Below are 24,771 nucleotides of genomic sequence, written 5' to 3' on the forward strand. Positions count from 1 at the left end.
TCGTAACCGAGGGAGGTACGGGTGTGGCTACCGACTCGTAGCGTATCGGCGGGACTGCTCTCCGGCACTGCGTCGTTGACCACACCTAGGCTGGGGCCATGACGCCTCAACCACCGGAAAACCGGGACAAAGAAGCCGGTCGCTGGAGCGATCTGGGCCGCCCGCCGCTGAACGCCACTGCGCTGCGCCGGGCCCTCGTCCGCCCCGGCTCGCTCTGGTCCTCACTGGACGTCGTTCCCGCCACCGGGTCCACCAACACCGACCTCGCCGAGCGGGCGGCGGCCGGCGGGCTGCGCGAAGGGACCGTCCTCGTCGCCGAGGAGCAGTCCGCCGCCCGCGGCCGGCTGGACCGCCGCTGGTCGGCGCCGCCGCGCTCCGGCCTCTTCGTCTCCGTCTACCTCACGCCGGCCGTGCCGCCGGCGCGCTGGGGCTGGCTGCCGCTGCTCGCCGGGGTGGCCACGGCCGCCGCGCTCGCCCGCACCGCCGGCGTCGACACCTCGCTGAAGTGGCCCAACGACCTGCTGGTCACGGTGGACGGCGCGGAACGGAAGGCCGGCGGCATCCTCGCCGAACGCGCCGGCGACGGCGTCGTCCTCGGCATCGGCCTCAACGTCTCGCTCACCGCCGACGAACTCCCCGTCCCCACCGCCGGGTCGCTCGCCCTCGCGGGCGCCGCCAACACCGACCGGGACCCGCTGCTGCGGGCCGTGCTCCGCTCCCTGGAGGAGTGGTACGGCGAATGGCAGGCGGCGGACGGGGACCCGGCGGGGTGCCGGCTGCAGGGGGCGTATGCGGCGGGGTGCGCGACGCTGGGGCGGAAGGTGCGGGCGTTGCTGCCGGGCGACCGCTCGATCGAGGGCGAGGCGGTCGCGCTCGACGCGGACGGACGACTCGTGCTGGCCACGGCGGACGGGGTCCAACAGCCGGTGGACGCCGGGGACATCGTGCATCTGCGCCCGGCGTAGGCTTTTTCTTCCCACGTTGTGGTGGCGGCGGGTTCCCATTCCGCCGGACCCTGGCGGCCTTGGGTTGCTCGCCGTGGCGGCGGAAGGTGTGTTTGTGGCCGCCCCACGTTGTCGGCTGCCGCCGGCGGGGCGCCGGCGGGGCGCCGGCGGGGCGCCGGCGGTTCGTGTGCGGCTGTGGTGGGGCGGAGGTGGCCTCGGCTTCCCGCCGTAGGGCGCGCGTCGTCCGCAGCCTCGGTGGGGGCGGGCGCTTGCGGCTTCCCGCCGTGGGTGGGGCCGGAGGGGCTGCCCCGGGGTACGTCCTCGGTGCGGGCGCATCTGCTCAGTCAATTGATGATTACCCCGGCGTTCGCTCCAGATCCTGCGGGCGCACCCCGGGACATCCCCTCCGGCCTACGCCGTCGCCGACTCTCCCGCCACTTGGCACCAGACCGTCCCCCCGCCACAGCCGTACCGTCATCGGCGCCCGCGGGCCCGTCGCTAGCGCGCATGCGGCGCCAGGGTGGGAGTCCGGTCCGGGTCGGTCGCTCTCCCCCTACGGGGCGCCTCCTGGGGGCGCGTCCGTGTAGCCGACTGCCAGCCCACGCATAGGCGAGCTCCCTAGGCGGCGAGGCCATAGGGAGGGCGGCGCGACCGCGTGGTTGCCAGCCGTAGAGACGGCCATCGCCCCGGAGAGCTGCACCCGGCCGCCTCACCTCAGGGGGCGCCTCGCCTAGCCGACCGGTACCGGGGCGGCGGGACAGTCGCCGACGGCGCCGGGTCGGAGGGGATGTCCCGGAGCCCGCCCGCAGGATCTGGAGCGAACGCCGGGGCATTCGTCATCTGACGGAGCAGATGCGCCCGCACCGTGGGGGCACCTCCCGGCCGAAGGCTGGGGGAGGGTTCCGGGGCAGCCCCTCCGACCCCACCCACCAGCCGTAGGCGAAGAGACCCCAGCCGACACGGCACCACGCAGCCGACAACGGGGGGCGGCCACAATCACACCCCCCGCCGCCACGGCGAGCAACCCGAAGCCGCCAGGGTCCGGCGGAATGGCCAGCTCACCGTAACCACAGCGTGGGATGCCAAACCAAGCGCAGCGACTACGTGAGGCAGAGCACACCTGCCGTATCGTTGAGGCGATCCGTCGCAGGGAGCGGATCATGGGCGAGCAGCGAGATCGGAAGGGCCGTGCGCAGGGAACGGACAGGGAGCGGCCGGTGACCGCCGACGAGTCGGGAGCCACCCCGCGCGGCGCGGACGCCGGGGGCGAGGCGGTGGGGGAGGCCCCTGCGGGCGAGCCCGCGGGCGACCCCGCGAGGAGCGACGGCGCCACCGAGGGAGCCACCGGCGGCAGCGGCGAGAGCGGCAGCGATGAGAACGGCGACGGCGACGGCCCGGAGAACGGCGAGAACAACATCGCCGTCAAGCTCGAACAACTCATCCTCGGGGCCGAGCGCCGCTACACGCCGTTCCAGGCGGCCCGCAGCGCTGGCGTCTCGATGGACCTCGCGGCCCGCTTCTGGCGGGCCATGGGCTTTGCGGACATCGGCCAGGTCAAGGCCCTCACCGAGGCCGATGTGCTGGCCCTGCGCCGGCTGGCCGGTCTCGTCGAGGCCGGGCTGCTGAGCGAGGCGATGGCGGTGCAGGTCGCCCGTTCCACCGGTCAGACCACGGCGCGGCTCGCCGACTGGCAGATCGACTCGTTCCTGGAGGGGCTGACCGAGCCCCAGGATTCCGGCCTGACCCGTACGGAGATCACGTACCCCCTGGTCGAGCTGCTGCTGCCGGAGCTGGAGGAGTTCCTGGTCTACGTCTGGCGGCGGCAGCTCGCCGCGGCCACCGGGCGCGTCGTCCAGGCCCAGGACGACGCGGAGATGGTGAACCGTCGGCTGGCCGTCGGCTTCGCCGACCTGGTCGGCTTCACCCGGCTGACCCGGCGGCTGGAGGAGGAGGAACTGGGCGAGCTGGTCGAGGCGTTCGAGACCACCGCCGCCGACCTGGTCGCCGCGCACGGCGGCCGGCTCATCAAGACCCTCGGCGACGAGGTGCTGTTCGCGGCGGACGACGCGGGCATCGCCGCGGAGATCGGGCTGCGGCTGATCGAGACGATGGGCCACGACGAGACGATGCCCGAGCTGCGGGTCGGCATCGCGTTCGGCACGGTCACGACGCGGATGGGCGACGTCTTCGGGACGACCGTCAATCTGGCCAGCCGGCTGACCTCGATAGCGCCGAAGGACACCGTGCTGGTGGACGAGGCGTTCGCGGAGGAGCTGGGGCGCACCGGTGACGCCCCGGTGTCCGAGGCGGACGCCGCGGCCGCGGAGAAGGCCGCCCAGGAGGGCACCGGCAGCCCGCCGCCCCCGTACCGCTTCGCGCTGCAGCCGATGTGGCAGCGGCCGGTGCGCGGTCTGGGCGTCGTCGAGCCGTGGATGCTGACCCGGCGCGGATGAGCGCACGGGGCCGGGCCGCCCCTGCCGTAAACCGCCGCGAGCTGACATGATCCTCAGCGGTCGGGTAAGCGATCGTTAACCCGGAATCGGGAGGGCGGTATGAGCGACACGAACGGTATGCGGCGGTTCGGCGCGGAGGAGTGGGTCGGCGTCCGGCGCCACGACTTCGTGGCGGAGCTGGTCCTGGACCGGCCGAAGGCGATGAACGCGGTGTCGACGGCGATGGCCGACGCGCTGGCGGAGGCGTGCGCCGCGCTGGCCGACGACCGGTCCGTGCGGGCGGTGGTCCTCACCTCCACCCATGAGCGGGCGTTCTGCGTGGGCGCCGATCTGAAGGAGCGGAACTCCTTCACCGACGCGGATCTGATGCGGCAGCGGCCGCGCGCCCGGGCCGCGTACACCGGCGTACTGGAGCTGCCGATGCCGACGATCGCCGCCGTGCACGGCTTCGCACTGGGCGGCGGCTACGAGTTGGCGCTGGCCTGCGATCTGATCGTCGCGGACGGCACCGCGGTGGTGGGGCTGCCGGAGGTGTCGGTGGGGGTCATCCCTGGCGGCGGCGGGACGCAGCTGCTGCCGCGCCGGGTGGGTGCGGCGCGCGCCGCCGAGCTGGTGTTCACCGCGCGCCGGGTGGCGGCGGCGGAGGCCGGCGAGCTGGGGCTGGTGGACCGGGTGGTGGCCGACGGGCAGGACCGCGCGGAGGCGCTGGCGCTGGCCGCGGCGATCGCCCGCAACTCCCCGGTCGGGCTGCGCGCCGCCAAGCGCGCCATGCGGCTCGGTCAGGGCCTGGACCTGCGGGCCGGGCTGGATCTGGAGGACGGTGCCTGGCGGAGCGTGGCGTTCTCGGGGGACCGGGCCGAGGGCGTCGCGGCCTTCAATGAGAAGCGGGATCCCGACTGGCCGGGGGAGTGACCTTCGGTCCGTTCCCCCGGGTGGCGGTTGACCGGCCCGCCCCTTCCGAGGGCCGCTGACCAGCGGAAGGGGCGAATCGGGTCAAACATTCCTACGCTGTCCTACAGAGCGTGTTCACGGTGACGGAATGTGAGGCTCCGGTGACGGGCGAGGCTGACGCGCGGTTGCGGGCCGTGGTGGAACTGGCGCAGGCGATGGCCGCCGCGCCGGCGCTGCGCGACTCGGCCCGGGCCGCGGCGCAGGGCGCGCGGCTGGCGCTGGGCGGCTCCTTCGCGGCGATCTCCAAGTGGGAGCGCGAGCGGGGACGGCTGCGGGTGCTGGCGAACGTCGGCGAACTCACCCCGGGGGAGCGGGAGTTCCCCGAGGGCGAGGCGTACCCGGTGCACGAGTTCCCGGAGATCGTCGGGTTCCTGCACGAGCAGTGGGCCGGCGGCCGGGAGCCGGGCGCCTGGGTGGAGGTCGCCGAGGGCGAGGCGAGTGGCGGCGCGGGCGGTCTCTACAACCACCAGCGGGTGGCCGCGCTGCGGCGCCGCGGCCGGGGGTGCTGCGTGGTGGCCCCGATCGTGCTGCACGGCCGGGCCTGGGGCGAGCTGTATGTGGCGCGGCGGCCCGGCGAGCCGGTGTTCGGGCGGGCGGACGCCGAGTTCGCGACGGTGCTGGCCGCCGTCACGGCCGCCGGGATCGCCCAGACCGAGCGGCTGGCGGAGGCCCGCCGGCTGGCGTTCACCGACGCGCTGACCGGACTGGCCAACCGCCGCGCCGTCGACATGCGGCTGGACGAGGCGCTGGAGCAGCACCGGGCGGACGGGGCGGTGGTCAGCCTGGTGGTCTGCGATCTGAACGGGCTGAAGGAGGTCAACGACTCGCAGGGGCACGCGGTCGGCGACCGGCTGCTGGAGCGCTTCGGGTCGGTGCTGTCGCTGTGCGGCGCGATGCTGCCGGGGACGCTCGTGGCGCGGCTGGGCGGGGACGAGTTCTGCCTGCTGGCGGTCGGTCCGGCCGCCGACGAGGTGGTGAAGGTGGCCGGCGAGCTGTGCGGGCGGGCCGCGGAGCTGGACGTGGGTGACGGCGTCGCGGTGGGCGTCGCCTCCACCGGCGACCCGATCGGCCCGGTGCACAGCGCCCGCCGGCTGTTCCGGCTCGCGGACGCCGCCCAGTACCGGGCCAAGGCGGCCAAGTCCGGCGGGCCGGTGGTGGCTGGGCGGCACGGCGGCGCGGACGATCCGGTGGTGCGGCTGGCGGACGCGCCGGAGCCGGCACCCGGCCCGGAGCGGCGCAGGTTCCGGAGGTGAGCGGGGTGCGGGTGGTACGGCCCGCCGGCGCGGGCGATGATCGGTAAGGGGTGATCCCGAAATCCGGTGGTGACATCCGGCGATTCAGTCTCTAGGGTGCCTGAATATGGATATGCACACTGTGGTGCTGGGGACGTCCGGCACCACCGCACAGGACGTCATCGCGGTGGCCCGCGGCGCGGCCCGGGTCGAGCTGTCCGACGAGGCCCGCACCGCCGTCGCCGCCTCGCGCGCCTTCATCGACGAACTCGCCGCCAAACCCGACCCGGTCTACGGCGTCTCCACCGGCTTCGGCGCCCTCGCCGTCCGGCACATCAGCCCCGAGCTGCGCGCCCAGCTCCAGCGCAACATCGTGCGCTCGCACGCGGCCGGCATGGGCCCGCGGGTCGAGCGCGAGGTGGTCCGCGCCCTGATGTTCCTGCGGCTGAAGACCCTCGCCTCCGGGCACACCGGCGTCCGCCCGCTGGTCGTCGAGACCATGGCCGCCCTCCTGAACGCCGGCATCACCCCGGTCGTCCACGAGTACGGCTCGCTCGGCTGCTCCGGCGACCTCGCGCCGCTCTCGCACTGCGCGCTGACGCTGATGGGCGAGGGCGAGGCGGAGGGCCCCGACGGCGTCGTCCGCCCGTCCGCCGAGCTGCTGGCCGCGCACGGCATCGCGCCCGTCGAACTCCGCGAGAAGGAGGGGCTGGCGCTCCTCAACGGCACCGACGGCATGCTCGGCATGCTGGTGATGGCCTGCGCCGACCTGGCCCGGCTGTTCACCTCCGCGGACCTCACCGCCGCGCTCTCCATGGAGGCGCTGCTGGGCACCGACAAGGTCCTCGCACCCGAGCTGCACGCCATCCGGCCGCACCCGGGCCAGGCCGCCTCGGCCGCCAACATGCTGGCGTTCCTGGAGGGTTCCGGCCTCACGGGCCACCACCAGGACGACGCCCCGCGCGTCCAGGACGCCTACTCCATCCGCTGCGCCCCCCAGGTCGCTGGCGCCGGCCGGGACACCCTCGCGCACGCCCGTCTGGTCGCCGAACGGGAGCTGGCCGCCGCCGTCGACAACCCCGTCGTACTGCCCGACGGCCGGGTGGAGTCCAACGGCAACTTCCACGGCGCGCCGGTGGCCTACGCGCTGGACTTCCTGGCCATCGCCGCGGCCGACCTCGGCTCGATCGCCGAGCGCCGCACCGACCGGCTGCTGGACAAGAACCGCTCGCACGGGCTGCCCGCCTTCCTCGCCGGCGACCCGGGCGTCGACTCGGGCCTGATGATCGCCCAGTACACCCAGGCGGCGCTGGTCAGCGAGTTGAAGCGGCTGGCCGCACCGGCCTCGGTGGACTCCATCCCGTCCTCCGCCATGCAGGAGGACCACGTCTCGATGGGCTGGTCGGCGGCGCGCAAACTGCGCACCGCGGTGGACAACCTCACCCGGATCATCGCCGTGGAGCTCTACGCCGCGACCCGCGCCGTCGAACTGCGCGAGGGTCTGTCGCCCGCCCCGGCCACCCGCGCGGTGCTGGCCGCGCTGCGCGCCGCCGGTGTGCAGGGCCCCGGCGAGGACCGCTTCCTCGCACCGGACCTGGAGGCCGCGTACGCCTTCGTCCGGGACGGGAAGCTGGTGGCGGCGGCGGAGTCGGTCACGGGGGAGCTGGCCTGACGCGGTGACATCCTGAAGTGGTGACGTGGCGTCAAATGGCTGGCCGGTTGGCCCGTTGGTCGTCTGGCTGACCGTCTGGCTGGCCGGCCGGCCGGATCGGGCTGGGGCTGCGGCGCGCCGGCCGGGGCGGGCTCGGCTCCCGGCCCCGGGCCCCGGCCTCAGGCGGTCTCGTCGCGGGTGCGGTGTACGGAGTAGCCGACCAGCGCCGCGCCGAGCCCCAGGAAGGCCACGCCGCCGACCGCATAGGGCGTGGTGTCCGGGCTGCCGGTGTCGGCGAGGTAGTGCACCGGGCCGTCGTCCTCGGCCCCTTCGCCGCCGGGCCGGGTCGTGGTGGAACCGCCGCCGGATTCCCGCGCGGCGGAATTCCTTTTGTCGGCGGTGCCCCCGATGCGCCCCTCGGAACGGGCCGAGTGCGCCACATTCGCCTGGTCCCGCTCGGCCGCGGCGGATTCCGCCCGGACGCCGGAATGCGGCGCTCCGCCCTCTCCCACGATCGCGTTGGCGGACGGTACGAACCACAGGGCGAACAGCACCGATCCCGCGGCAGCGGCGGTCAGTAGTGGTCGTCGCGCGGTCACGAAAGCGATCCCCCTTGTGGGTTCGGCGAATTGGCCGTTGACCGCAGATGTTAGTGACCGCCGCGGGTCGCGCGGTAGTCGGGACCCGGACGTGCATACCCTCCGTTCATGAGCAATGGCGAGACATCACGCTTTGTACGGCTTCACGTCGAACTGGTCATGGAGGTCACCGACGCCGCCGAGCTGACCGGCGCCGCCCTCGCCCGTATCGACGGCGACCCCGCCCTCCCCGACGACGAACGCCGGCAGTCACGCGAAACGGTCAGAGACGACCCGGCGGAGGCCCTGGCCCATCTGATCGACCCCTTCGACCTGGTCACCGGGGTGCCTGGCACCGAACTCGCGCACGCCTCCTGGAGCAGCGAGGAGATGACCGACTACGACCCCGACACCGCATGGGACGCGGCGGAGTGGGACCTCGCGGACGACGCGGACGGGGACGGCTGACCGCCACCGCACCCCACCGCACACCCACCCAGGCCCCCGGACGGCTCCCCGCCGCCCGGGGGCCGCAGACTGCCCGCGTCCGCCCGGCCGGACATCCCGTCCAGTCGCCGCCATTCGGCTCCGGCGACGCCGGCGTCACGCGCTACGCCGTTCGATATCCGCACCTCGCGTGATATCCGCACGTCACACGGCATTCCCGCGCGCCCCGCGCACCGTCTTCGCCCGCCCGCGCCCCGCCTTCACCCCGCCCGCGCACCGTCATGCGGCACTCCGCAGCACTATGCGTGCGCTATGTCATAAACCCCTGATGGCCGTTTTGCCCGTGATTACGTGTCCTTCCCCACATTTCTGCCAGGAATGGGGTGCGTGAAACGGATAAGGCGTTACCAATGAGAGTCGGCCGGAATGCCTGCGTCCAGATATGCCGGGTTCCGTCGGCCGTTCGCTCGGGGAATTTTCGCGAAATCGGTAGCAATGGAGAAGCGTGTGATGACGGACCGCAAGCGCCGCAAGGGCCTCATAGCCAGCGCCGCGCTGCTCGGGGGCGTGCTGACGGTCGCCGCGTGCGGCGCCAGCAGTGCCTCCGGCCACGGTGAGGGTGGTCAGGGCGGACGTCCGGACGGCGCCCAGCACGAGAACTCCCAGCAGGTGGACGAGGCGGCCGCCCAGGACGCCTCGCAGGCGAAGATCACCATCACCCCGCCCGACGGCTCGACGGACACCGGCCTCAACGACGCCAAGGTGACCGCCAGTGGCGGCAAGCTCACCGACGTCACTATGACGAAGGTCGTCGCGCACCAGGACGAGAAGAACCACCCGCAGACCGTCAAGGGCACGCTCTCCGCCGACGGCTCCTCCTGGAAGCCCGGCCAGGCGCTGTCCCGCGCGACCACCTACAAGGTCACCGCACACGCCGTGGACGCCCAGGGCCGCGTGGCGGTGGAGAACTCGACCTTCACCACCGTCGCCCCGACCAACAGCTTCATCGGGAACTTCACGCCCGAGGACGGTTCGACGGTCGGCGTCGGCATGCCGGTGTCGATCAACTTCGACAAGCCGGTCAAGAACCGCCAGGCCGTCCAGTCGGCGATCACGGTCGCCTCCAGCAGCAACCAGCAGGTCGTCGGCCACTGGTTCGGCAACAAGCGGCTGGACTTCCGCCCCAAGGACTACTGGAAGCCGAACTCCCAGGTCACGATGAAGCTCGCCCTCGGCGGCGTCGAGGCGTCGCCGGGCGTGCAGGGCATCCAGAACAAGACCGTCCACTTCACCGTCGGCCACTCCCAGGTCAGCACCGTCGACGCCAAGACGCACCTGATGACGGTGGTCCGCGACGGCAGGACGATCAAGACCATCCCGATCTCCTCGGGCAGCGCCGAGCACCCGACCTACAACGGCGCGATGGTCATCTCCGAGATGTTCAAGCAGACCCGGATGAACGGCTCCACCGTCGGCTTCACCAAGACCGACGGCAAGGGCGAGTACGACATCCCGGACGTCCCGCACGCGATGCGGCTGTCGAACTCCGGCACCTTCATCCACGGCAACTACTGGGGCAAGGGCATCTTCGGCAAGGTCAACACCAGCCACGGCTGCATCGGCCTGAAGGACGTCAAGGGCGGCAACGACCCGTCCACCGACGGCGCGTGGTTCTTCGCCCACTCGCAGCTCGGCGACGTCGTCAAGGTGATCAACTCCCCGGACAAGGCCATCCAGCCGGACAACGGCCTCAACGGATGGAACATGTCCTGGTCCCAGTGGGTCGCGGGCAGCGCGGTCTGATCCCACGGGCCGAGGCCCCACCGGCACGCTCACGACGGGCGGCACACTGCAGCGCTGCGGTGTGCCGCCCGTCGTGAGCGTGTGCGTCCGCCCCCTTCGCGTGCGCCCGTCCCCTTCGTGTTCGCGTTCGCCGTCTTCGTACAGTGGCCGGGTGAGTGAGCACGCGAGGAACGACGGCCGGAAGCGCAGCGGGAAGGGCCGCGGACGCGACGGCGGAACGGGCGCCGGCGCCCGCCCCGACGCCCGCCGCGCCGCCGAGGCCACCGAACTGCTCGGCACGATCCTCGGCACCGTCCGCTACGCGGCGGACGGCCCGGCAGCGGAGGACGCCATCGAGGCCGGCGCCTCGATGCTGGCCGCCGCGGCACCCGGCCGGGAGGCGATGAGCGCGGCCGTGGTCGGCGCCGCCGCGGAGGCCGTCCGGCGGTGCTGGACGGGCGGCTGGCAACCCGCCGACCTGGAGCGCATCGTCCGGCGGGACGCACCGGACGCCGCGCCGGCGGCCCTGGTCGTCGACGCCATCGCCGCCGAGCAGGCCCGTCGGCCGCGCGCGCCGGAGCCGTCCCGGGACCCCCGCTGGCGCGCCCAGCTGGACCGCCTCGACGCCCGGGTCTGGTGGGACTCCGACCCCGGCTACCTGGACGCCCTGGCCGCCCGCCGCCGCACCTCCGCCTTCGAGACCGCGTACGACGTCCTGACCCTGCTGCGGCTGCTCGCCCGGCTGCCCCGGATCACGCCCCTGCCGCCGCCCCCGTCCCCGTCCCCGTCCGCGGCGTCCGGCGCGGCACGCGGAGCAGGCCCCGGCGGCACCCCCACGGCATCCCGGATACTCGGCCGGATTCGCGGTCTGCTCGCCAAGGCGGAGGCGACCACCTTCGCCGAGGAGGCCGAGGCGCTGTCCGCCAAGGCCCAGGAGCTGATGGCCCGTCACAGCATCGACGAGGCCCTCCTCGCGCACTCCCACACCCAGGCCCACGGCCCCGGGCGCAACCGCCCCGCCGACGGCCCCTCGGCGATCCGCATCGGCGTCGAGGGCCCCTACGAAGAGGCCAAGGCCCTGCTCCTGGACGCCGTCGCGGCCGCCAACCGCTGCCAGGCCGTCTGGGCCGCCGACGTCGCCTTCTCCACCGTCGTCGGCTTCCCGCCCGACCTGGAGGCGACCGAACTCCTATACACCTCGCTGCTCCTCCAGGCCACCACCGCGATGAACCGCGCGGGCGACGAGCGCCCCCGAGCCCTCAAGGAGCAGGGTGGCGCCCCCGCCGCCCGCGGCCGTTCCCTCCGCACCCGCGACTTCCGCCGGACCTTCCTCGTGGCCTACGCGGACCGCATCCGCACCCGTCTCACCGCGGCCACCGCCGCCGCCACGGCCGCGGCCTCCGCCGAATCCACTGCCCCCGACCGGCTGCTCCCGGTCCTCGCCGCCCGCGAACTCGCCGTCGAGGAGACCACCGGCACGCTCTTTCCCGACACCGCCCCGGTCCGCCTCCGCGGCATCCGCGACGCCGCCGGCTGGGACCAGGGCACCGCCGCCGCCGACCGCGCCCACCTGTCCCGGCCGGGCAACCAGGCAGCCAGGCAATCGGGCAACCACGGGCGGCGGAACTGACGTTCCACCAGCGGCGTGCAGCCAGGCATGCGGATCTCTCTGAGACGTGTTGCAGGGGACTTCGCCGGCGCGACGACGAAGCGCGACGGGGTCTCGGCCCGCGGGGCACCCGCGCCCTTACCCGGCGGGCAACTCGGCCTCGATGAGGTCGGCCGCTCTCCGGGTGCCGCCCTCGGTGGCCATCTCCCGCTGGATGGCCGCCAGGCGGCGTCCCACCTCCGGGTCGGTGACGAGCGCGAGCACCGCCTCGCGGAGGGTGGCGGCGTCCGCCTGGTCCATCGGGAGGTGGCGGGCCACGCCGAGTCCCTGGAGCATGTCCGCGTTGCCGAACTGGTCGACGGCCTGCGGGACGGCCACCATGGGCGTGGCGGTGGCCAGGCCCTCCTGGCTGCCTCCTGCGCCGGCGTGCGTGATGAAGGCGTCGGCCTTCTTCAGGATCTCCAACTGCGGTACCCAGTGGTGCACTTCGACGTTCCCGGGTATCTCCCCCAGCTCGTCGGCGGTGACGTGCTTGCCTACCTGGAGCACGACGTGCCAGCCCGGCAGGTCGCCGAACGCCTTGATGCACTCGCGGTAGAAACCGGGTTGCTTGGTGAAGGACGAGCCGAGCGAGACGAGCAGTACGCGCTCGGCGCCCGCGGGCCGCTCCCAGCCGCCCTGTGCCGTGCGGTCGCCCTGGCAGGCGCCGACGAAGGAGTGGACGTTCTCGTCGACCCGGTCGGCGTGCGGCTGGAGCGCCTTGGGGATGAGCACGATCGACCGGCCGGGGCGCCCGACGAACGGGTCGGGGTGCTGCGTGATCCCGTTCTCCGCAAGCCAGTTGGTGAACTTCTCGTCGTACGCCCTGCCGCGCTCGGTCGCCTTGGCTTCCGCCCACATCGACGCGGCGACCTCCTCCTCGTACCCCTCCCACGCGACGAGGTTCGGCGAGAGGGAGATCGCGGGCACGCCCCAGCGGTGAGCGAGGACGCGCGCCGGGTACGAGGTGATGTCATGCAGCACGAGGTCCGGCTCGTCCCCTCGATACGCCTCGACGAGCTGCGGCAGTGCCTGGATCGCGTCGTCCAGGAACGGCTCCATGTTGTCGAGGAGCGTCGTCCCCCAGGCCGAGGGGTCGCTGTCGGGCGACGGCAGGATCGTGCGGTACAGCACCGGCTCGGCCCCGGTCTCGGCGACCTCCTCCGCCAAGCGGGGCGGAATCGCATACGTGACGCGGTGCCCTCGCGCGACAAGCTCCCGGATCACTTCGAGGCTCGGGTTCACATGCCCGTAGGCGGCGATGGAGAACATGGCGATATGGGCGCGCTTGCCGCGCTCGTCGTTCGTCATGCCCTCACCCTAAGAGAGACGAGACGTCTCGTTCAATCTCTTTTCAGGCCCGCGCAAGCCCCGAAGCCCACGCCGTGACGTCAGCCGTCGGCCTTGGCCACGCCGACGGGGCAGGAGACCCCGGTCCCGCCCAGGCCGCAGTAGCCCGCCGGGTTTTTGTCGAGGTACTGCTGGTGGTATGGCTCGGCCGGGTAGAAGGGGCGGGGGGCGGCGGGGAGGATTTCGGTGGTGATGTCGCCGTAGCCGGAGGAGTGGAGGACGGTGCGGTAGGCGTCGCGGGAGGCTTCGGCGGCCTGTTGCTGGGCGGGGGAGTGGGTGTAGACCGCCGAGCGGTACTGGGTGCCGACGTCGTTGCCCTGGCGGAAGCCCTGGGTGGGGTCGTGGGACTCCCAGAAGAGCTTCAGAAGTGCGGTGTACGGGACGACCGAGGGGTCGAAGACGACGCGGACGGCCTCGGTGTGGCCGGTGTGGCCGCTGCACACCTCGTCGTAGGTGGGGTTGGGGGTCTGGCCGCCCTGGTAGCCGACGAGGGTGGTCCAGACGCCCTCGGTCTGCCAGAACTTCCGCTCGGCCCCCCAGAAGCAGCCCAGCCCGAAGTCGGCGATCTCCAGGCCCTCCGGGTACGGGCCGAGCAGCGGGTTGCCGAGGACGGTGTGCCGGTCGGGGACGGTGAAGTCCGGCTCCGGGCGTCCCTTCAGCGCTTCCTCGGGGGTGGGCAGGTGGTTCTTGAAGCGGGAGAACAGCATCTGGGCGCTCCAGGGAAGGCGAGGAGGGAAGGTGAGGAGGGGAGGACGAGGAGAGGGGGCGAGGTGCGGGTGCGGGGGCGGGTGCGGTTGTTGGGGGAACGTTCGGGGGGCGGTCGGCATTCCGGCCGGTGGGGTGCCGTGTGACGTGGGCCCGTGTGACGTGGGGCCCGCGTGGTGGGGGTCAGTTCTGGGGGCGGAAGCCCGTCGAGGTGCCGCCGAGCTGTTCCCAGCCGGCGATCGCCACGGCGCGGTAGGCGGCGTATTCGGCGGCGGGGCTGCGGCCGTAGGACCAGGGGACGGCGCCCACGTGGCCGTCGACGAGGCGGAGCTGTTCCATCGCCTCGGCGTAGCGCTCCGCGCGGACCAGGAACCAGACGAGCAGATGGCGGACGTGCGGCGCCATGGGGTGGTCGGCGGGGGCCTCCCGGAGGGCGAAGTGGGCGCCCTCGATGGCGCGCTCGACGACCGCGCTCTGGAAGAGGCTGCGGACCATGTTGGCCTCGGGCAGGTGCTCGTAGACCGCGAAGAGCGGCAGGGCCGGCAGCAGGCTCTTCGCCGGGGCCTCGGCGGCCGCGCGGGCGGCGAAGTCCTCGGCGTCCTTACGGGAGCCGTGCCACTTCTCCGACCAGTACGGGAGCGCCGCCAGATGCGCGCCCATGTGGTGCGGTGCCCGCTGGCGGACCTTGGACCACAGCTCTTCGTAGTCGGCGCGGCGCTCGCCCAGGCCGCGGGCTACGGCCAGCTCCGTGATGTACGGGATCGGGCTGCCGGGGGCCAGCAGCGCCGCCTCCCGGCAGACCGTACGGGCCTCCTCCAGGATCATGCGGAAGTCCTGCGAGCCGGGGTCCCGCAGCGCCTGGACGACCAGGAACTGGGCGTGCGTCTGCGCGCCGCCGGGGTCCTTGGGGGCCTCTGCGCGCCAGGTGCGCAGCCAGATGCCGCCGGTGCGGACACCGCCGGGGGCGGCGGGGTCCGGGGGCGTCTCGGCGAGCTCGAACGCGGCCGCGCCGGCCAGCGTCTGCACCCGCTGCCAGCGCAGCTCCCAGTCGTCCCCGGTGGCCCGGAGCAGCTCGGCGGCCGGTCGCCAGTCGTGCGTACGGCGCATCTCGGCGAGCGCCCCGGCCAGCTCCTCGTCGGGGCCGGGCAGCCGCGCGTCGAGCTGCTCCAGGGGCACGAAGCCGTAGCCGGCCATCGGGTCGGCGGCCACCGTGAGGCCCCGTTCGGCGTGCTGGACGGCCCTCCGGCGCCGCATCCAGGGCAGGAAGACCAGACCGCCGATCGCGATCGCGGCGAAGAGCAGCAGTAGAGCGTCCATGTGGTGTGTCCCGGTAGGAGGGGCGGGGCGGCGGGGTGGGAGGCCGCCGGGTGGCGGGGCGGCGGTGGCCCGGTGTACGGGCCCGGTGCCGGCCGCCGGGCGGTCTCCCGTTCTCTCGTATGTATCCACTATCGAGTGAAGCGATAAGTTCCGGAAAGTTCGACCGTGTGGCCGACTACCCTCGGCAGACATGAGCGATCAGCGCGACAAGCGCCACCAGCACTTCGAAACCCTTGCCATCCACGCAGGTCAGGAGCCCGACCAGGCGACCGGCGCGGTGGTACCGCCCATCTACCAGGTTTCCACGTACAAGCAGGACGGCGTGGGCGGGCTCCGCGGCGGCTACGAGTACAGCCGCAGCGCCAACCCGACCCGCACCGCCCTGGAGGAGAACCTCGCCGCCCTCGACGGCGGCCGCCGCGGCCTGGCCTTCGCCTCCGGCCTCGCCGCCGAGGACTGCCTGCTGCGCACCCTGCTCGCGCCGGGCGACCACGTCGTGATCCCGAACGACGCCTACGGCGGCACCTTCCGCCTGTTCGCGAAGGTCGTCGAGCGGTGGGGCGTGGAGTGGTCGGTGGCCGACACCTCCGACCCGCAGGCCGTCCGGGACGCGCTGCGGCCCCGTACGAAGGCGATCTGGGTGGAGACGCCCAGCAACCCGCTGCTCGGCATCAGCGACATCGCGGCGCTCGCCGGGGTCGCCCGGGACGCCGGGGCCCGCCTGGTGGTCGACAACACCTTCGCCAGCCCCTACCTCCAGCAGCCGCTGGCCCTCGGCGCGGACGTGGTGGTCTACTCCACCACCAAGTACATGGGCGGCCACTCGGACGTGGTCGGCGGCGCGCTGGTCGTCAACGACGACACCCTCGGCGACGAGCTGGCCTACCACCAGAACGCGATGGGCGCGATCGCGGGGCCGTTCGACGCCTGGCTGGTGATGCGCGGCATCAAGACGCTGGCCGTCCGGATGGACCGGCACAGCGCCAACGCGGCGCGCGTCGCCGAGCTGCTGACCTCCCACGAGAAGGTCACCCGGGTCTACTACCCGGGGCTGCCCGAGCACCCCGGCCACGAGATCGCCGCCAAGCAGATGCGGTCCTTCGGCGGCATGGTGTCGTTCCAGGTGGCGGGCGGCGAGGAGGCGGCGGTGGAGGTCTGCAACCGCGCCAAGCTGTTCATCCTCGGGGAGTCGCTGGGCGGCGTGGAGTCGCTGATCGAGCACCCGGGGCGGATGACGCACGCCTCGACGGCCGGTTCGGCGCTGGAGGTCCCGGCCGACCTGGTGCGCCTCTCGGTCGGCATCGAGTCCGCCGACGACCTGCTGGCCGACCTCACGCAGGCGCTGGGCTGAGTCGGCTGCGGGTGGGGGTGGCTCGGGGCGGGCGGTTGGGCGGCCGGCCGGTCTGTCTGCCGGCCGGTTGGCCCACCGGGCCGTCCGGCGCTCGTCGGCCCGTCCGCTGCTTGCGCCGGGCCGTCCGGCCGCCCCACCCCGCCCCCACGAACGCCCGTCAATACCCCTCTACGGGCGGGGTGGTGCGGGCCGGTGGTGGGCGCCAGGGTTGCTCGACTCCCGCCCAGGTGAGGAGAGTCAGCAGCGCCAGCAGAGCGAGCAGCGATCCGCCGCGGTGCAGCAGGCGGCGCCGGACCAGCAGCCGGCGGCCCCGGGCGGCGGCCCGCGCGGCCAGGTCCGGCGGGACGGACGGATACGGCCCGGCCCGCAGCATCCGCCGGGCCTCGATCTCCTTGCGGTCCGGCGCCCGCCACTCCGGCCGCCCGCTCTCCTGCGGCGGAGTGCTCCACCCGGCCACGGCGCCGCCCGGCCGGACCGTGCCCCTACCGGCGCCGCCCGGCCGGACCCCGCGCTGCCCGCTCCCAGCAGCGCCCCTCCCAGTGGCATCCGTCCACGCCGAGGCCCTCGATGCCGCCTCCCTCCAAGTCGCGTCCCCCTCAGGCGCGTTCATGGCAGCGCCGCGGCCGGTTGTGGTCCGTGGCTGCGCAGTTCGGCGACGGCGTGCCGGCAGAGGGTGCGCACCCGCTCGGCGGGCAGCCCGAGTTGGGCCGCGGTCTGCTCCTCGGCCACGTCCTCGTGGAGCCGGAGTACGAGCACCAGGCGTTCGCGCGGGGTCAGTCGGGCGAGCAGCCCGCCCCGCGGCCGGCGGTGCCGCCACGCGGTGTGCGCGAACGACGAGGCCAGCTCCCGCCGGGCCAGTTCATAGGGGTCCTCGCCGCACAGCCGGTCCCAGCCGGCGTACGTCCGCGCCAGCGCGACGAGCAGCAGTTCCTCGGCCACCGGGGCCGGCCGGTCCGCGGGTTCGCCGGTGAGCAGGGCCGCGGCGTGCAGCAGCCGGCCCGCCGCGCCCGCGGTGAACGCCTCGAACTCCCGGGCCCGGCGCCGCTCCCGCGCCCCCCGTCGCTCTCCCACCGCACCCTCCCGGATGACGGACGTCCGGCGTCCCCGACTCCATGACGGCGGCGCGCCCCCGCGCCCGGTGCCCCCGCGCCCGTCAGAAGCGCCCTAGGCCCCCCATCGCACGGCAGTCCGGGGCCGGGGTCAAGAGGTGTGCCAGGAGGTGTGACGCGCGCGCCCGGCCCGGCACGACGCGCGCCCCCGGAACGCCGCGTCAGGACGACATCGGACGTCCGTCCTCCCGTCAGGACACCGTGGGAGGCCCGGCCGGCGACAGGGCGGTGATCTCGGCGAGGGAGGTGTTGAAGCGCGTCAGGAGCGTGGTGAACGCGTCGCGCTCCTCCTCGGTCCACTTCTCCGTCACCATCGCCATCAGCGCGCGCCGCGAGGCCCGTACCTCCTCCAGCCGGGCGTGGCCGCGCTCGGAGAGTTCGAGGACCACGGCGCGGCCGTCCTCGGGGTGGGTGGTGCGGCTGACCAGCCCGGCGTCGACCAGCGGCGCGACCTGCCGGGTGACGGTCGAGGAGTCGATCCCCATTCCGCAGGCCAGGGCCTTGACGCCCATCGGGCCTTCCTGGTCCAGGCGGTTGAGGAGCAGATAGGCGGCGCGGTCCATGGAGTTGCGCGCCTGCCCGACGCCGCCGAGCCGGCTCTGCTCGGCGCGGCGGGCGAAGACGGCGACTTGGTGCTGCAGCGCGTCGAGAAGCGCAGTGTCGGTGTGGGTCGTCATGTCCGGAGAGGTGGGCATGGCCGGGGCTCGCTTCAAATGGAGGGGGCAGGGATGGGGAAGACAGGTTACGCGGCGCCGGCCCGGCCCGTACGGGCGCTGCCGCGTACGGCCGCTTCCGTACGGCCGCGGGGGCCCTTCCGGCCCCCGGTGTCCGCCATCCGGCCGGAAAAGGCCCGCCGGTGGCCGAACTGCGAGACTGGCCGCATGGCCGACCACACGCCGCATACGCCGTCCCAGCCTCCGGGTTCCGCGAGCGCCGCACCGGCGGCGCTCGCCGGGATCACGGTCGACGACGTGCGCGAGGCGCAGAAGCTGCTCTCCGGGGTGTCACGGACCACGGTGCTGGAGGGCAGCCGTTATCTGTCGCGGCTGGTGGGCGCTCCCGTCCACCTGAAGTGCGAGAACCTCCAGCGCACCGGCTCGTTCAAGATCCGCGGCGCGTATGTGCGGATCGCCGGGCTCTCGGCGGAGCAGCGGGCCGCCGGCGTGGTGGCGGCGAGCGCCGGCAACCACGCGCAGGGGGTGGCCCTCGCGGCGTCCCTGCTGGGTGTGGCCTCGACGGTCTTCATGCCGGTCGGCGCCCCGCTGCCGAAGGTCGCCGCGACCCGCGAGTACGGCGCCGAGGTCCGGCTGCACGGCCAGGTCGTGGACGAGACGCTGGCCGCCGCCCAGGAGTACGCGCGCAAGACCGGCGCGGTCTTCATCCACCCCTTCGACCACCGCGACATCATCGCTGGTCAGGGCACGGTCGGCCTGGAGATCCTCGAACAGTGCCCGGAGGTGCGCACCGTCGTCGTCGGGGTCGGCGGCGGCGGGCTGGCCGCGGGCATCGCCCTCGCGGTCCGGGCGCTGCGGCCGGACGTGCGGGTGGTCGGGGTGCAGGCCGCGGCCGCCGCCTGCTATCCGCCGTCGCTGGCGGTGGGGCGCCCGGTGGCGATCGACCCGATGGCGACGATGGCGGACGGGATCAAGGTGGGGCGGCCCGGCGATGTGCCGTTCGGCATCGTGCGGGAGCTGGTGGACGAGGTGCGCACGGTCACCGAGGACGAGTTGTCCAGCGCCCTGCTGCTGTGCCTGGAGCGGGCCAAGTTGGTGGTGGAGCCGGCCGGCGCGAGCCCGGTCGCGGCGCTGCTGTCCGCGCCGCGCTCCTTCGAGGGCCCGGTCGTCGCGGTGCTCTCCGGCGGCAACGTCGATCCGCTCCTGATGCAGCGGATCCTCCGCCACGGCATGGTCGCCGCCGGCCGCTATCTCTCGTTCCGGGTCCGCCTCACCGACCGCCCGGGGGCGCTGGCCAACCTCCTCGGCGTGCTCACCGTGGCGGACGCCAACGTCCTCGACGTCGGACACGTCCGCATCGACCCCCGGCTCGGCCTCACCGAGGTCGAGGTCGAACTGCACCTGGAGACCAAGGGGCCCGAGCACTGCGCCGAGGTGACCGAGGCGCTGCGCGAGGCCGGTTACGACGTGGTCGCGGTCTGAGGGGGCGGGGTCCGCGGCCCCTCACGACCCCACAGGCGGTGCCGAAGCGCGGGACTCCCGAATGCCAGGCCGAGCAAGCCTCGAAAACGTACGATTCGGCATGTCTGCCATATCCGCCGCAACGGCTGCACCGACCGAACCGATCGCCCCGAACGAACCGATCGAACCGATCGAACCACCTGAACCAACCGAACCATCGGAACTGATCGAACCGACCCGATCGAACCGACCTGGAACCGAACCCACTCCATGGGGGTACCCATATGCCAGGCGCCATTTACGCCGAAGGTCTGGTGAAGACGTTCGGCGAGGTGAAGGCGCTGGACGGCGTCGACCTCGACGTTCCCGAAGGCACCGTCCTCGGACTGCTCGGCCCGAACGGTGCCGGCAAGACCACCGCCGTCCGGGTCCTGACGACCCTGCTCCGGCCCGACCGGGGCACCGCGCGGGTCGCCGGCATCGACGTCCTCGCGCACCCCGACGCGGTGCGTCGCTCCATCGGCCTCTCCGGTCAATTCGCCGCCGTCGACGAGTACTTGACGGGCCGGGAGAACCTGGTGATGGTCGGGCGGCTCTACCAGATGAGCGGGCGCGCGGCCAAGCGCCGGGCCGACGAGCTCCTGGAGCGGTTCAACCTCGCCGACGCCGCCGACCGCACCGCCAAGACCTACTCCGGCGGGATGCGCCGCCGGCTCGACCTGGCCGCCGCGCTGGTCGTCAGCCCGCCCGTGATGTTCATGGACGAGCCGACGACCGGCCTGGACCCCCGCAACCGCCAGGCGCTCTGGGACGTCATCCAGGAGCTGGTCGCCGGCGGTACCACCCTGCTGCTCACCACCCAGTATCTGGAGGAGGCCGACCGGCTCGCGCACGACATCTGCGTCGTCGACCACGGCAAGGTCATCGCGCGCGGCACCTCCGACCAGCTCAAGGCCCGCACCGGCGGTGAGCGGATCGAGGTGGTGGTGCACGCGCCCGGGCAACTGGCCGTGGCGGAGGAGGTGTTGCGCGCGGTCGCCAAGGGCGAGGGCGCGGTCGAGCCGCACACCCGGAAGCTCACGTTCCCGGTGGCCGGCGGCGCCAGGCTGCTCGCCGAGGTCATCCGCGAACTGGACACCCGCGCCGTGGAGATCGACGACATCGGGCTGCGCCGCCCGACCCTCGACGACGTCTTCATCGCGCTGACCGGTCACGCCGCCGAAACGGAGGCGGCGAACGGCGAGGGCGACGGCGACGAGGCCGGCACGGTGACCACGAAGGAGGGCGTGCGATGAGCGCGGGCGCGGTAGGTCATGCGGCGGGTGAGGCCGCCCCCGAGAGCCCGCGGCGGCGCGGCGGCCGCACGCCGAGCAGCCGAGACCTGGGCATGAGTGGGCTGGGAACCCGGAAGGAGCTGGCGAAGTGAGCGGCATCAGCGACTCCCTGGTCATCGCCCGCCGGAACGTCACTCGCATGGCCCGGATTCCTGAGGTGCTCGTTTTTGGGCTCATCCAGCCGATCATGTTCGTGGTGCTGTTCAGCTACGTGTTCGGCGGCTCCATCAACATCCCCGGTGCGGGCATCAGCCCCGCCGGATACCGAGAGTTCCTGATGGCGGGGATCTTCGCGCAGACCGTCACGTTCGCCACCGCGGGGGCGGGTGCGGGCATCGCGGACGATATGCACAAGGGTCTGGTCGACCGGTTCCGGTCGCTGCCGATGTCCCGTGGTGCGGTGCTCACCGGGCGGACCCTCGCCGACCTGGTGCAGACCGCGCTGACGCTGGTGGTGCTGGCGGTGGTCGCCCTCTTGGTCGGATGGCGCACCCACGCGAACATCGCCGGGGTGCTGGGCGGCTTCGGGCTGCTGCTCCTGCTCGGCTACGCCTTCTCCTGGATCGGCGCGCTGATCGGCCTGTCGGTCCGTACGCCCGAGGCCGCCACCTCCGGCGGGCTGGTCTGGCTCTTCCCGCTGACGTTCATCTCCAACGCCTTCGTCCCGTCGGGGAACATGCCCCCGATTCTTCGGGCCATCGCGGATTGGAACCCGTTCAGTGCCACGGTCATGGCCTGCCGCGACCTGTTCGGGAACCTGCCACCGCACTATCCGGTGCCGGACGCCTGGCCAATGCAGCATCCCGTGCTGGCCTCGGTGATCTGGTCCGTCCTGATCATTGCGGGCTTCCGCACCCTCGCGGTGCGCAAGTACCGGTCGGCCACCGCCTGATGACGACGAGGACCGCTGTCCGACCGGACAGCGGTCCTCGTCCCAGCTGCGACCCATCCGTCCAAGGGCCTTGGACGTGAACCCTTGGTTCTGGTGTTGCTTGAAGGCCCCAAGAACATGAGGTGGTGTCCCGGGGGAGTTTGGGGCGGGTGGTACCAGCGTCGGAGCCGCAAGCATCGATCAAGAAGGCGATAGATCGTTTCAGCGCCACCCACAGAGAGGACCTTGGGCCTATCGGCACATAGCCGGGGAAAGTTGTCGCCAGATCAGCCAACCGCCGTACAGCGAGGAGCAGTTAATGCGCCGCATCGCCTCTGTCATCGTCGGGACCGTGGCACTCTTCGGGGTCCTCGTCACCCCGGCCCAAGCATCGACCGGCCCCCTCGCCGATCACGCTTTCGCCCTCGTCGGCCATGTGTGGGGCGTCGTCGCTCCGTCAAGCCTCACGCACAGCGCGGCGGACGCGGCCCTCGAAGCCAGCAGGTGACGACGAGGGCCCCATAAGCCGTCCACCGGCGGGCGCGCGGAATGCTCGCGGCCAGCTCTCCCGGATCGCTGGGGACAGGCGCTCCCGGTGCAGCTCCGTCTCCAGCTCCGCGGCCCGGTCGGCCACGGCCTGGAACTCCTCCGGGGCCGCGGAGAGCGTCGGCGTCCAGCTCCTGGCCGTCGCCCTGCTCCTCCGGCTGCGCCGGCTCGTCCGGGCCGTTCGTCGCGTCGGCCGGGCTCGATGCGCTGTCGGCGGGAACCTCGGCCGGCCCCGGAGGCGGTGAAGGCGGTCTCCATGCAGGAACCTCTCCTCGGTGTCGTCAGGATTCGATGTGCAGCCCGGCCCCAGGTGCTCAGACCGGACAGTTAGGTGAAGCAACAGGGCCTGATTGGGTTAGCTGCCGTACGTGAACGGATCGAAGGGCAGCCACCAGGGGACGTTCCCAGCACGTAGTTCCGCTTCGACCCTTGGAGATTTCCATGCGCATTCGTACTGCAGTTGCTGCCGCAGTCCTGGTCACGACAGCCGTACTCCATGGCGCAGGCGCGGCCGCCGCCCTTCCGCACAAGACTCCCTCGACCCATTCCAAGCAGGTCATCGCCTCCGCGGATGACGACGACGATGACGACGAGACGAGCCAGGGTGATGAAGACTGAGCCGGATGAGGGGTGAACGGCCGGCTCATGTGCCTGGCCAGTGCCCACTGGACGCCGCGGTGCGGCGACGCCATGCCCGCCGGGCCTCCGCGCCGGTCATGCCGCGGGTGACCGCCTGCCATTGGCGGTCGTAGTCGGGAGCCTGAGGCGTCATGAAGAGCATGGCGCAGAAGGCACATGGATTGCCGTCGGTCACCCGGGCCCAGCCGAGCACCCGCCGGTCCTGCTTCGACGCCTGGTCGATCAGGTCCCGCCCGGCCCGCAGGGCCTCGCGGTCGGCCGCTCCGGCGGAGGCCCGGCCGGCCGTGTCCACCGTGTCCTCCGACTCCTGGAGGAACCCGCCGTCGTCCAGCCGGCGCCGGTCTGGGTCGTCGTCGACCTGGTCCAGGCGCTGGCGGACCTTGGCCGGGCCCTGGGACACCAAGGCCGCCACCGCTCGGCGCCCCGTCCGCACACGCGGAAGCGGCCCGGAGGCGAGTGCTCCGGGCCGCTTCCGCTGTGCTTGTGGGATCCGCGTGTCGCGCCGGCTCAGCCGGTGTAGGGCTTGGCGTCGAGGATCTTCACGGTCGCCTTCTTGCCGTTGGGAAGCTCGTACTCGGCGTCGGCGCCGATCTTCTTGCCGTTCACGCCGTTCCCCAGCGGCGACTGCGGGGAGTACGTCTCGATGTCCGCACTCGCGTACTCGCGCGAGGCCAGCAGGAACCGCAGAGTGTCGTCCGGGTCTCCGTCGAACGCGATGGTGACGACCATGCCGGGGGCGACCGTGCCGTCGGCCTTGGGGGCTTCGCCGACCTTCGCGGACTCCAGCAGCTGCTTGAGCTGGCGGACGCGCAGCTCCTGCTTGCCCTGCTCCTCCTTGGCCGCGTGGTACCCGGCGTTCTCCTTCAGGTCACCTTCCTCGCGGGCCGCCTGGATCTTCTCGGTGATCTCGGCGCGTGCGGGACCAGACAGGTACTCCAGCTCGGCCTTGAGCTGGTCATACGCCTCCTGGGTCAGCCAGGTGACGTTCTCGCTGGTCTGGGTCACAGGTGCTCCTCGTCGGTACTGGGGATAAATCAAACGCCCTACCAGGAAGGTTTGCGCCTTCACAGGTGGGCGAAACCACGAGCCTAACAATTCCGGCACAAAAGGGGGAAGAGGAATTTCACAGTGTTCGCGGGAGATCGCATCGTCGCTGATCAGGGGCGATCCGGCCGGGTGCGGGGATCGGCCGTTCGAGTCACCGGGGGCTTCGGCGCGGTGCGGGGCGACGGTACGCCGGGCCGCCCCGGGTGTCCCGCGGGGGTCAGCTCTTGCCGGCCGCGGAGCCGGTGCAGCCGACCAGCACGGCGTTGGTCGCCCGCTTCGTCGTGCGCAGCGTGACCTCGGTGTCGACCTGTCCGGAGCGCTGGTCGACGGTCACGTCCTTGCGGCCGACCTCGGAGCCGTCGGTGGCCTGCGAACGGAGCGTGCACACGCCGGTGTCGTCCTTGTCCTTGACCACTTCGAGATGGATCTTCACCTCGTGGTCGGAGACCGCGTCCCAGGTGATGATCCGGCCGCTGAGGTCCTGCCCGGTGATGTACGAGACGCCCAGCCAGCCGACCACGCCGAGCAGCACCACGCCGAGCACCGAGCCGACGATCTTGAGCTTGCGGTCCGCGCGCTGGTCCGCGGAGCGGCCGTAGCGTCCCTCGGGGAGCCCTTCGCGCACCGCGGCCATGATCCATCCTCCTGCTCGGGACCGGGAGTCGTCGGACCCCCGGGGGG

General features: G+C 72.9%; 24 protein-coding genes. 14 read left to right on the forward strand and 10 right to left on the reverse strand.

The genetic code is table 11. The annotated features are described in order from the left end of the window. Positions 1–98: 98 nt before the first annotated feature. From B073_RS0129990 to hutH, 5 genes are all read left to right on the forward strand, one after another. Complete coding sequence (locus tag B073_RS0129990) at positions 99–965, forward strand: biotin--[acetyl-CoA-carboxylase] ligase (protein WP_018541779.1); 867 nt, start codon at positions 99–101, stop codon at positions 963–965. A gap of 1,196 nt (positions 966–2,161) precedes the next feature. Further along, positions 2,162–3,397, forward strand: coding sequence for an adenylate/guanylate cyclase domain-containing protein (locus B073_RS0129995; protein ID WP_018541780.1), 1,236 nt, complete (start codon positions 2,162–2,164; stop codon positions 3,395–3,397). A 99-nt stretch (positions 3,398–3,496) separates the two neighbouring features. After that, the gene (locus B073_RS0130000; protein WP_018541781.1) at positions 3,497–4,309 is read left to right on the forward strand and encodes an enoyl-CoA hydratase/isomerase family protein; all 813 of its coding nucleotides are present in this window, start codon (positions 3,497–3,499) and stop codon (positions 4,307–4,309) included. A gap of 194 nt (positions 4,310–4,503) precedes the next feature. After that, positions 4,504–5,601 carry a GGDEF domain-containing protein gene (locus tag B073_RS0130005; protein ID WP_051094264.1) on the forward strand — a complete coding sequence of 366 codons (1,098 nt, stop codon included), beginning with the start codon at positions 4,504–4,506 and terminating at the stop codon, positions 5,599–5,601. 106 nt (positions 5,602–5,707) lie between these two features. Next, on the forward strand, positions 5,708–7,252 hold the full coding sequence (gene hutH / locus B073_RS0130010; protein WP_051094248.1) for a histidine ammonia-lyase: 1,545 nt from the start codon (positions 5,708–5,710) through the stop codon (positions 7,250–7,252). Positions 7,253–7,410: 158 nt separating this feature from the next. On the opposite strand, the gene B073_RS0130015 is transcribed toward hutH, so the two are convergent. Then, a complete protein-coding gene (locus B073_RS0130015) occupies positions 7,411–7,830 on the reverse strand; it encodes a hypothetical protein (protein WP_026247861.1) in 420 nt (139 codons plus the stop codon). A 108-nt stretch (positions 7,831–7,938) separates the two neighbouring features. Between B073_RS0130015 and B073_RS0130020 the strand changes: the two genes are divergently transcribed. The 3 genes from B073_RS0130020 (at position 7,939) to B073_RS0130030 (ending at position 11,668) form a co-directional block, all read left to right on the forward strand. Beyond that, positions 7,939–8,277, forward strand: a complete 339-nt coding sequence (locus B073_RS0130020) for a hypothetical protein (protein ID WP_037813082.1) — start codon at positions 7,939–7,941, stop codon at positions 8,275–8,277. Between the two features lie 489 nt (positions 8,278–8,766). Beyond that, entirely contained in the window at positions 8,767–10,059 is a 1,293-nt protein-coding gene (locus tag B073_RS0130025) for a L,D-transpeptidase (protein ID WP_018541786.1), read from the forward strand. Positions 10,060–10,210: 151 nt separating this feature from the next. Further along, complete coding sequence (locus B073_RS0130030) at positions 10,211–11,668, forward strand: DUF2786 domain-containing protein (protein ID WP_018541787.1); 1,458 nt, start codon at positions 10,211–10,213, stop codon at positions 11,666–11,668. A 117-nt stretch (positions 11,669–11,785) separates the two neighbouring features. Here B073_RS0130030 and mgt read toward each other — a convergent pair whose 3' ends face one another. The 3 genes from mgt to B073_RS0130045 all read right to left on the reverse strand — a co-directional run bounded on the left by mgt (position 11,786) and on the right by B073_RS0130045 (position 15,058). Then, a complete protein-coding gene (gene mgt / locus B073_RS0130035; protein ID WP_018541788.1) occupies positions 11,786–12,997 on the reverse strand; it encodes a macrolide-inactivating glycosyltransferase in 1,212 nt (403 codons plus the stop codon). An 80-nt stretch (positions 12,998–13,077) separates the two neighbouring features. Next, entirely contained in the window at positions 13,078–13,743 is a 666-nt protein-coding gene (gene msrA, locus B073_RS0130040; protein ID WP_018541789.1) for a peptide-methionine (S)-S-oxide reductase MsrA, read from the reverse strand. Positions 13,744–13,924: 181 nt separating this feature from the next. Continuing rightward, on the reverse strand, positions 13,925–15,058 hold the full coding sequence (locus B073_RS0130045; RefSeq protein ID WP_018541790.1) for a hypothetical protein: 1,134 nt from the start codon (positions 15,056–15,058) through the stop codon (positions 13,925–13,927). A 190-nt stretch (positions 15,059–15,248) separates the two neighbouring features. Between B073_RS0130045 and B073_RS0130050 the strand changes: the two genes are divergently transcribed. After that, complete coding sequence (locus B073_RS0130050) at positions 15,249–16,409, forward strand: cystathionine gamma-synthase (RefSeq protein ID WP_018541791.1); 1,161 nt, start codon at positions 15,249–15,251, stop codon at positions 16,407–16,409. A 157-nt stretch (positions 16,410–16,566) separates the two neighbouring features. Here the strand turns inward: B073_RS0130050 and B073_RS0130055 are convergent, their stop codons facing one another. From B073_RS0130055 to B073_RS0130065, 3 genes are all read right to left on the reverse strand, one after another. Then, on the reverse strand, positions 16,567–16,866 hold the full coding sequence (locus tag B073_RS0130055) for a hypothetical protein (protein WP_018541792.1): 300 nt from the start codon (positions 16,864–16,866) through the stop codon (positions 16,567–16,569). 149 nt (positions 16,867–17,015) lie between these two features. Beyond that, positions 17,016–17,480, reverse strand: a complete 465-nt coding sequence (locus B073_RS0130060; RefSeq protein WP_018541793.1) for a sigma factor-like helix-turn-helix DNA-binding protein — start codon at positions 17,478–17,480, stop codon at positions 17,016–17,018. Between the two features lie 229 nt (positions 17,481–17,709). Then, on the reverse strand, positions 17,710–18,213 hold the full coding sequence (locus B073_RS0130065; RefSeq protein WP_018541794.1) for a MarR family winged helix-turn-helix transcriptional regulator: 504 nt from the start codon (positions 18,211–18,213) through the stop codon (positions 17,710–17,712). 186 nt (positions 18,214–18,399) lie between these two features. Between B073_RS0130065 and ilvA the strand changes: the two genes are divergently transcribed. The 5 genes from ilvA to B073_RS46760 all read left to right on the forward strand — a co-directional run bounded on the left by ilvA (position 18,400) and on the right by B073_RS46760 (position 23,022). Then, complete coding sequence (gene ilvA, locus B073_RS0130070) at positions 18,400–19,674, forward strand: threonine ammonia-lyase (RefSeq protein WP_018541795.1); 1,275 nt, start codon at positions 18,400–18,402, stop codon at positions 19,672–19,674. Positions 19,675–19,937: 263 nt separating this feature from the next. Continuing rightward, positions 19,938–20,948: a daunorubicin resistance protein DrrA family ABC transporter ATP-binding protein gene (locus B073_RS0130075; RefSeq protein ID WP_018541796.1), complete on the forward strand. Its 1,011-nt coding sequence runs from the start codon at positions 19,938–19,940 to the stop codon at positions 20,946–20,948. Positions 20,949–21,075: 127 nt separating this feature from the next. Next, a complete protein-coding gene (locus B073_RS0130080) occupies positions 21,076–21,879 on the forward strand; it encodes an ABC transporter permease (RefSeq protein WP_018541797.1) in 804 nt (267 codons plus the stop codon). A 331-nt stretch (positions 21,880–22,210) separates the two neighbouring features. Beyond that, complete coding sequence (locus B073_RS0130085; protein ID WP_158690248.1) at positions 22,211–22,366, forward strand: hypothetical protein; 156 nt, start codon at positions 22,211–22,213, stop codon at positions 22,364–22,366. 467 nt (positions 22,367–22,833) lie between these two features. Further along, positions 22,834–23,022, forward strand: a complete 189-nt coding sequence (locus B073_RS46760) for a hypothetical protein (RefSeq protein ID WP_158690249.1) — start codon at positions 22,834–22,836, stop codon at positions 23,020–23,022. A 25-nt stretch (positions 23,023–23,047) separates the two neighbouring features. Here B073_RS46760 and B073_RS0130090 read toward each other — a convergent pair whose 3' ends face one another. The 3 genes from B073_RS0130090 to B073_RS0130100 all read right to left on the reverse strand — a co-directional run bounded on the left by B073_RS0130090 (position 23,048) and on the right by B073_RS0130100 (position 24,724). After that, positions 23,048–23,455, reverse strand: coding sequence for a hypothetical protein (locus B073_RS0130090; RefSeq protein WP_018541799.1), 408 nt, complete (start codon positions 23,453–23,455; stop codon positions 23,048–23,050). Between the two features lie 95 nt (positions 23,456–23,550). After that, positions 23,551–24,048: a transcription elongation factor GreA gene (greA, locus tag B073_RS0130095; protein ID WP_018541800.1), complete on the reverse strand. Its 498-nt coding sequence runs from the start codon at positions 24,046–24,048 to the stop codon at positions 23,551–23,553. Between the two features lie 259 nt (positions 24,049–24,307). Beyond that, on the reverse strand, positions 24,308–24,724 hold the full coding sequence (locus B073_RS0130100; protein ID WP_018541801.1) for a DUF4307 domain-containing protein: 417 nt from the start codon (positions 24,722–24,724) through the stop codon (positions 24,308–24,310). Positions 24,725–24,771 lie beyond the last annotated feature (47 nt).

It is taken from the genome of Streptomyces sp. MspMP-M5 (genome assembly GCF_000373585.1).
Classification (GTDB): Bacteria; Actinomycetota; Actinomycetes; order Streptomycetales; family Streptomycetaceae; genus Streptomyces.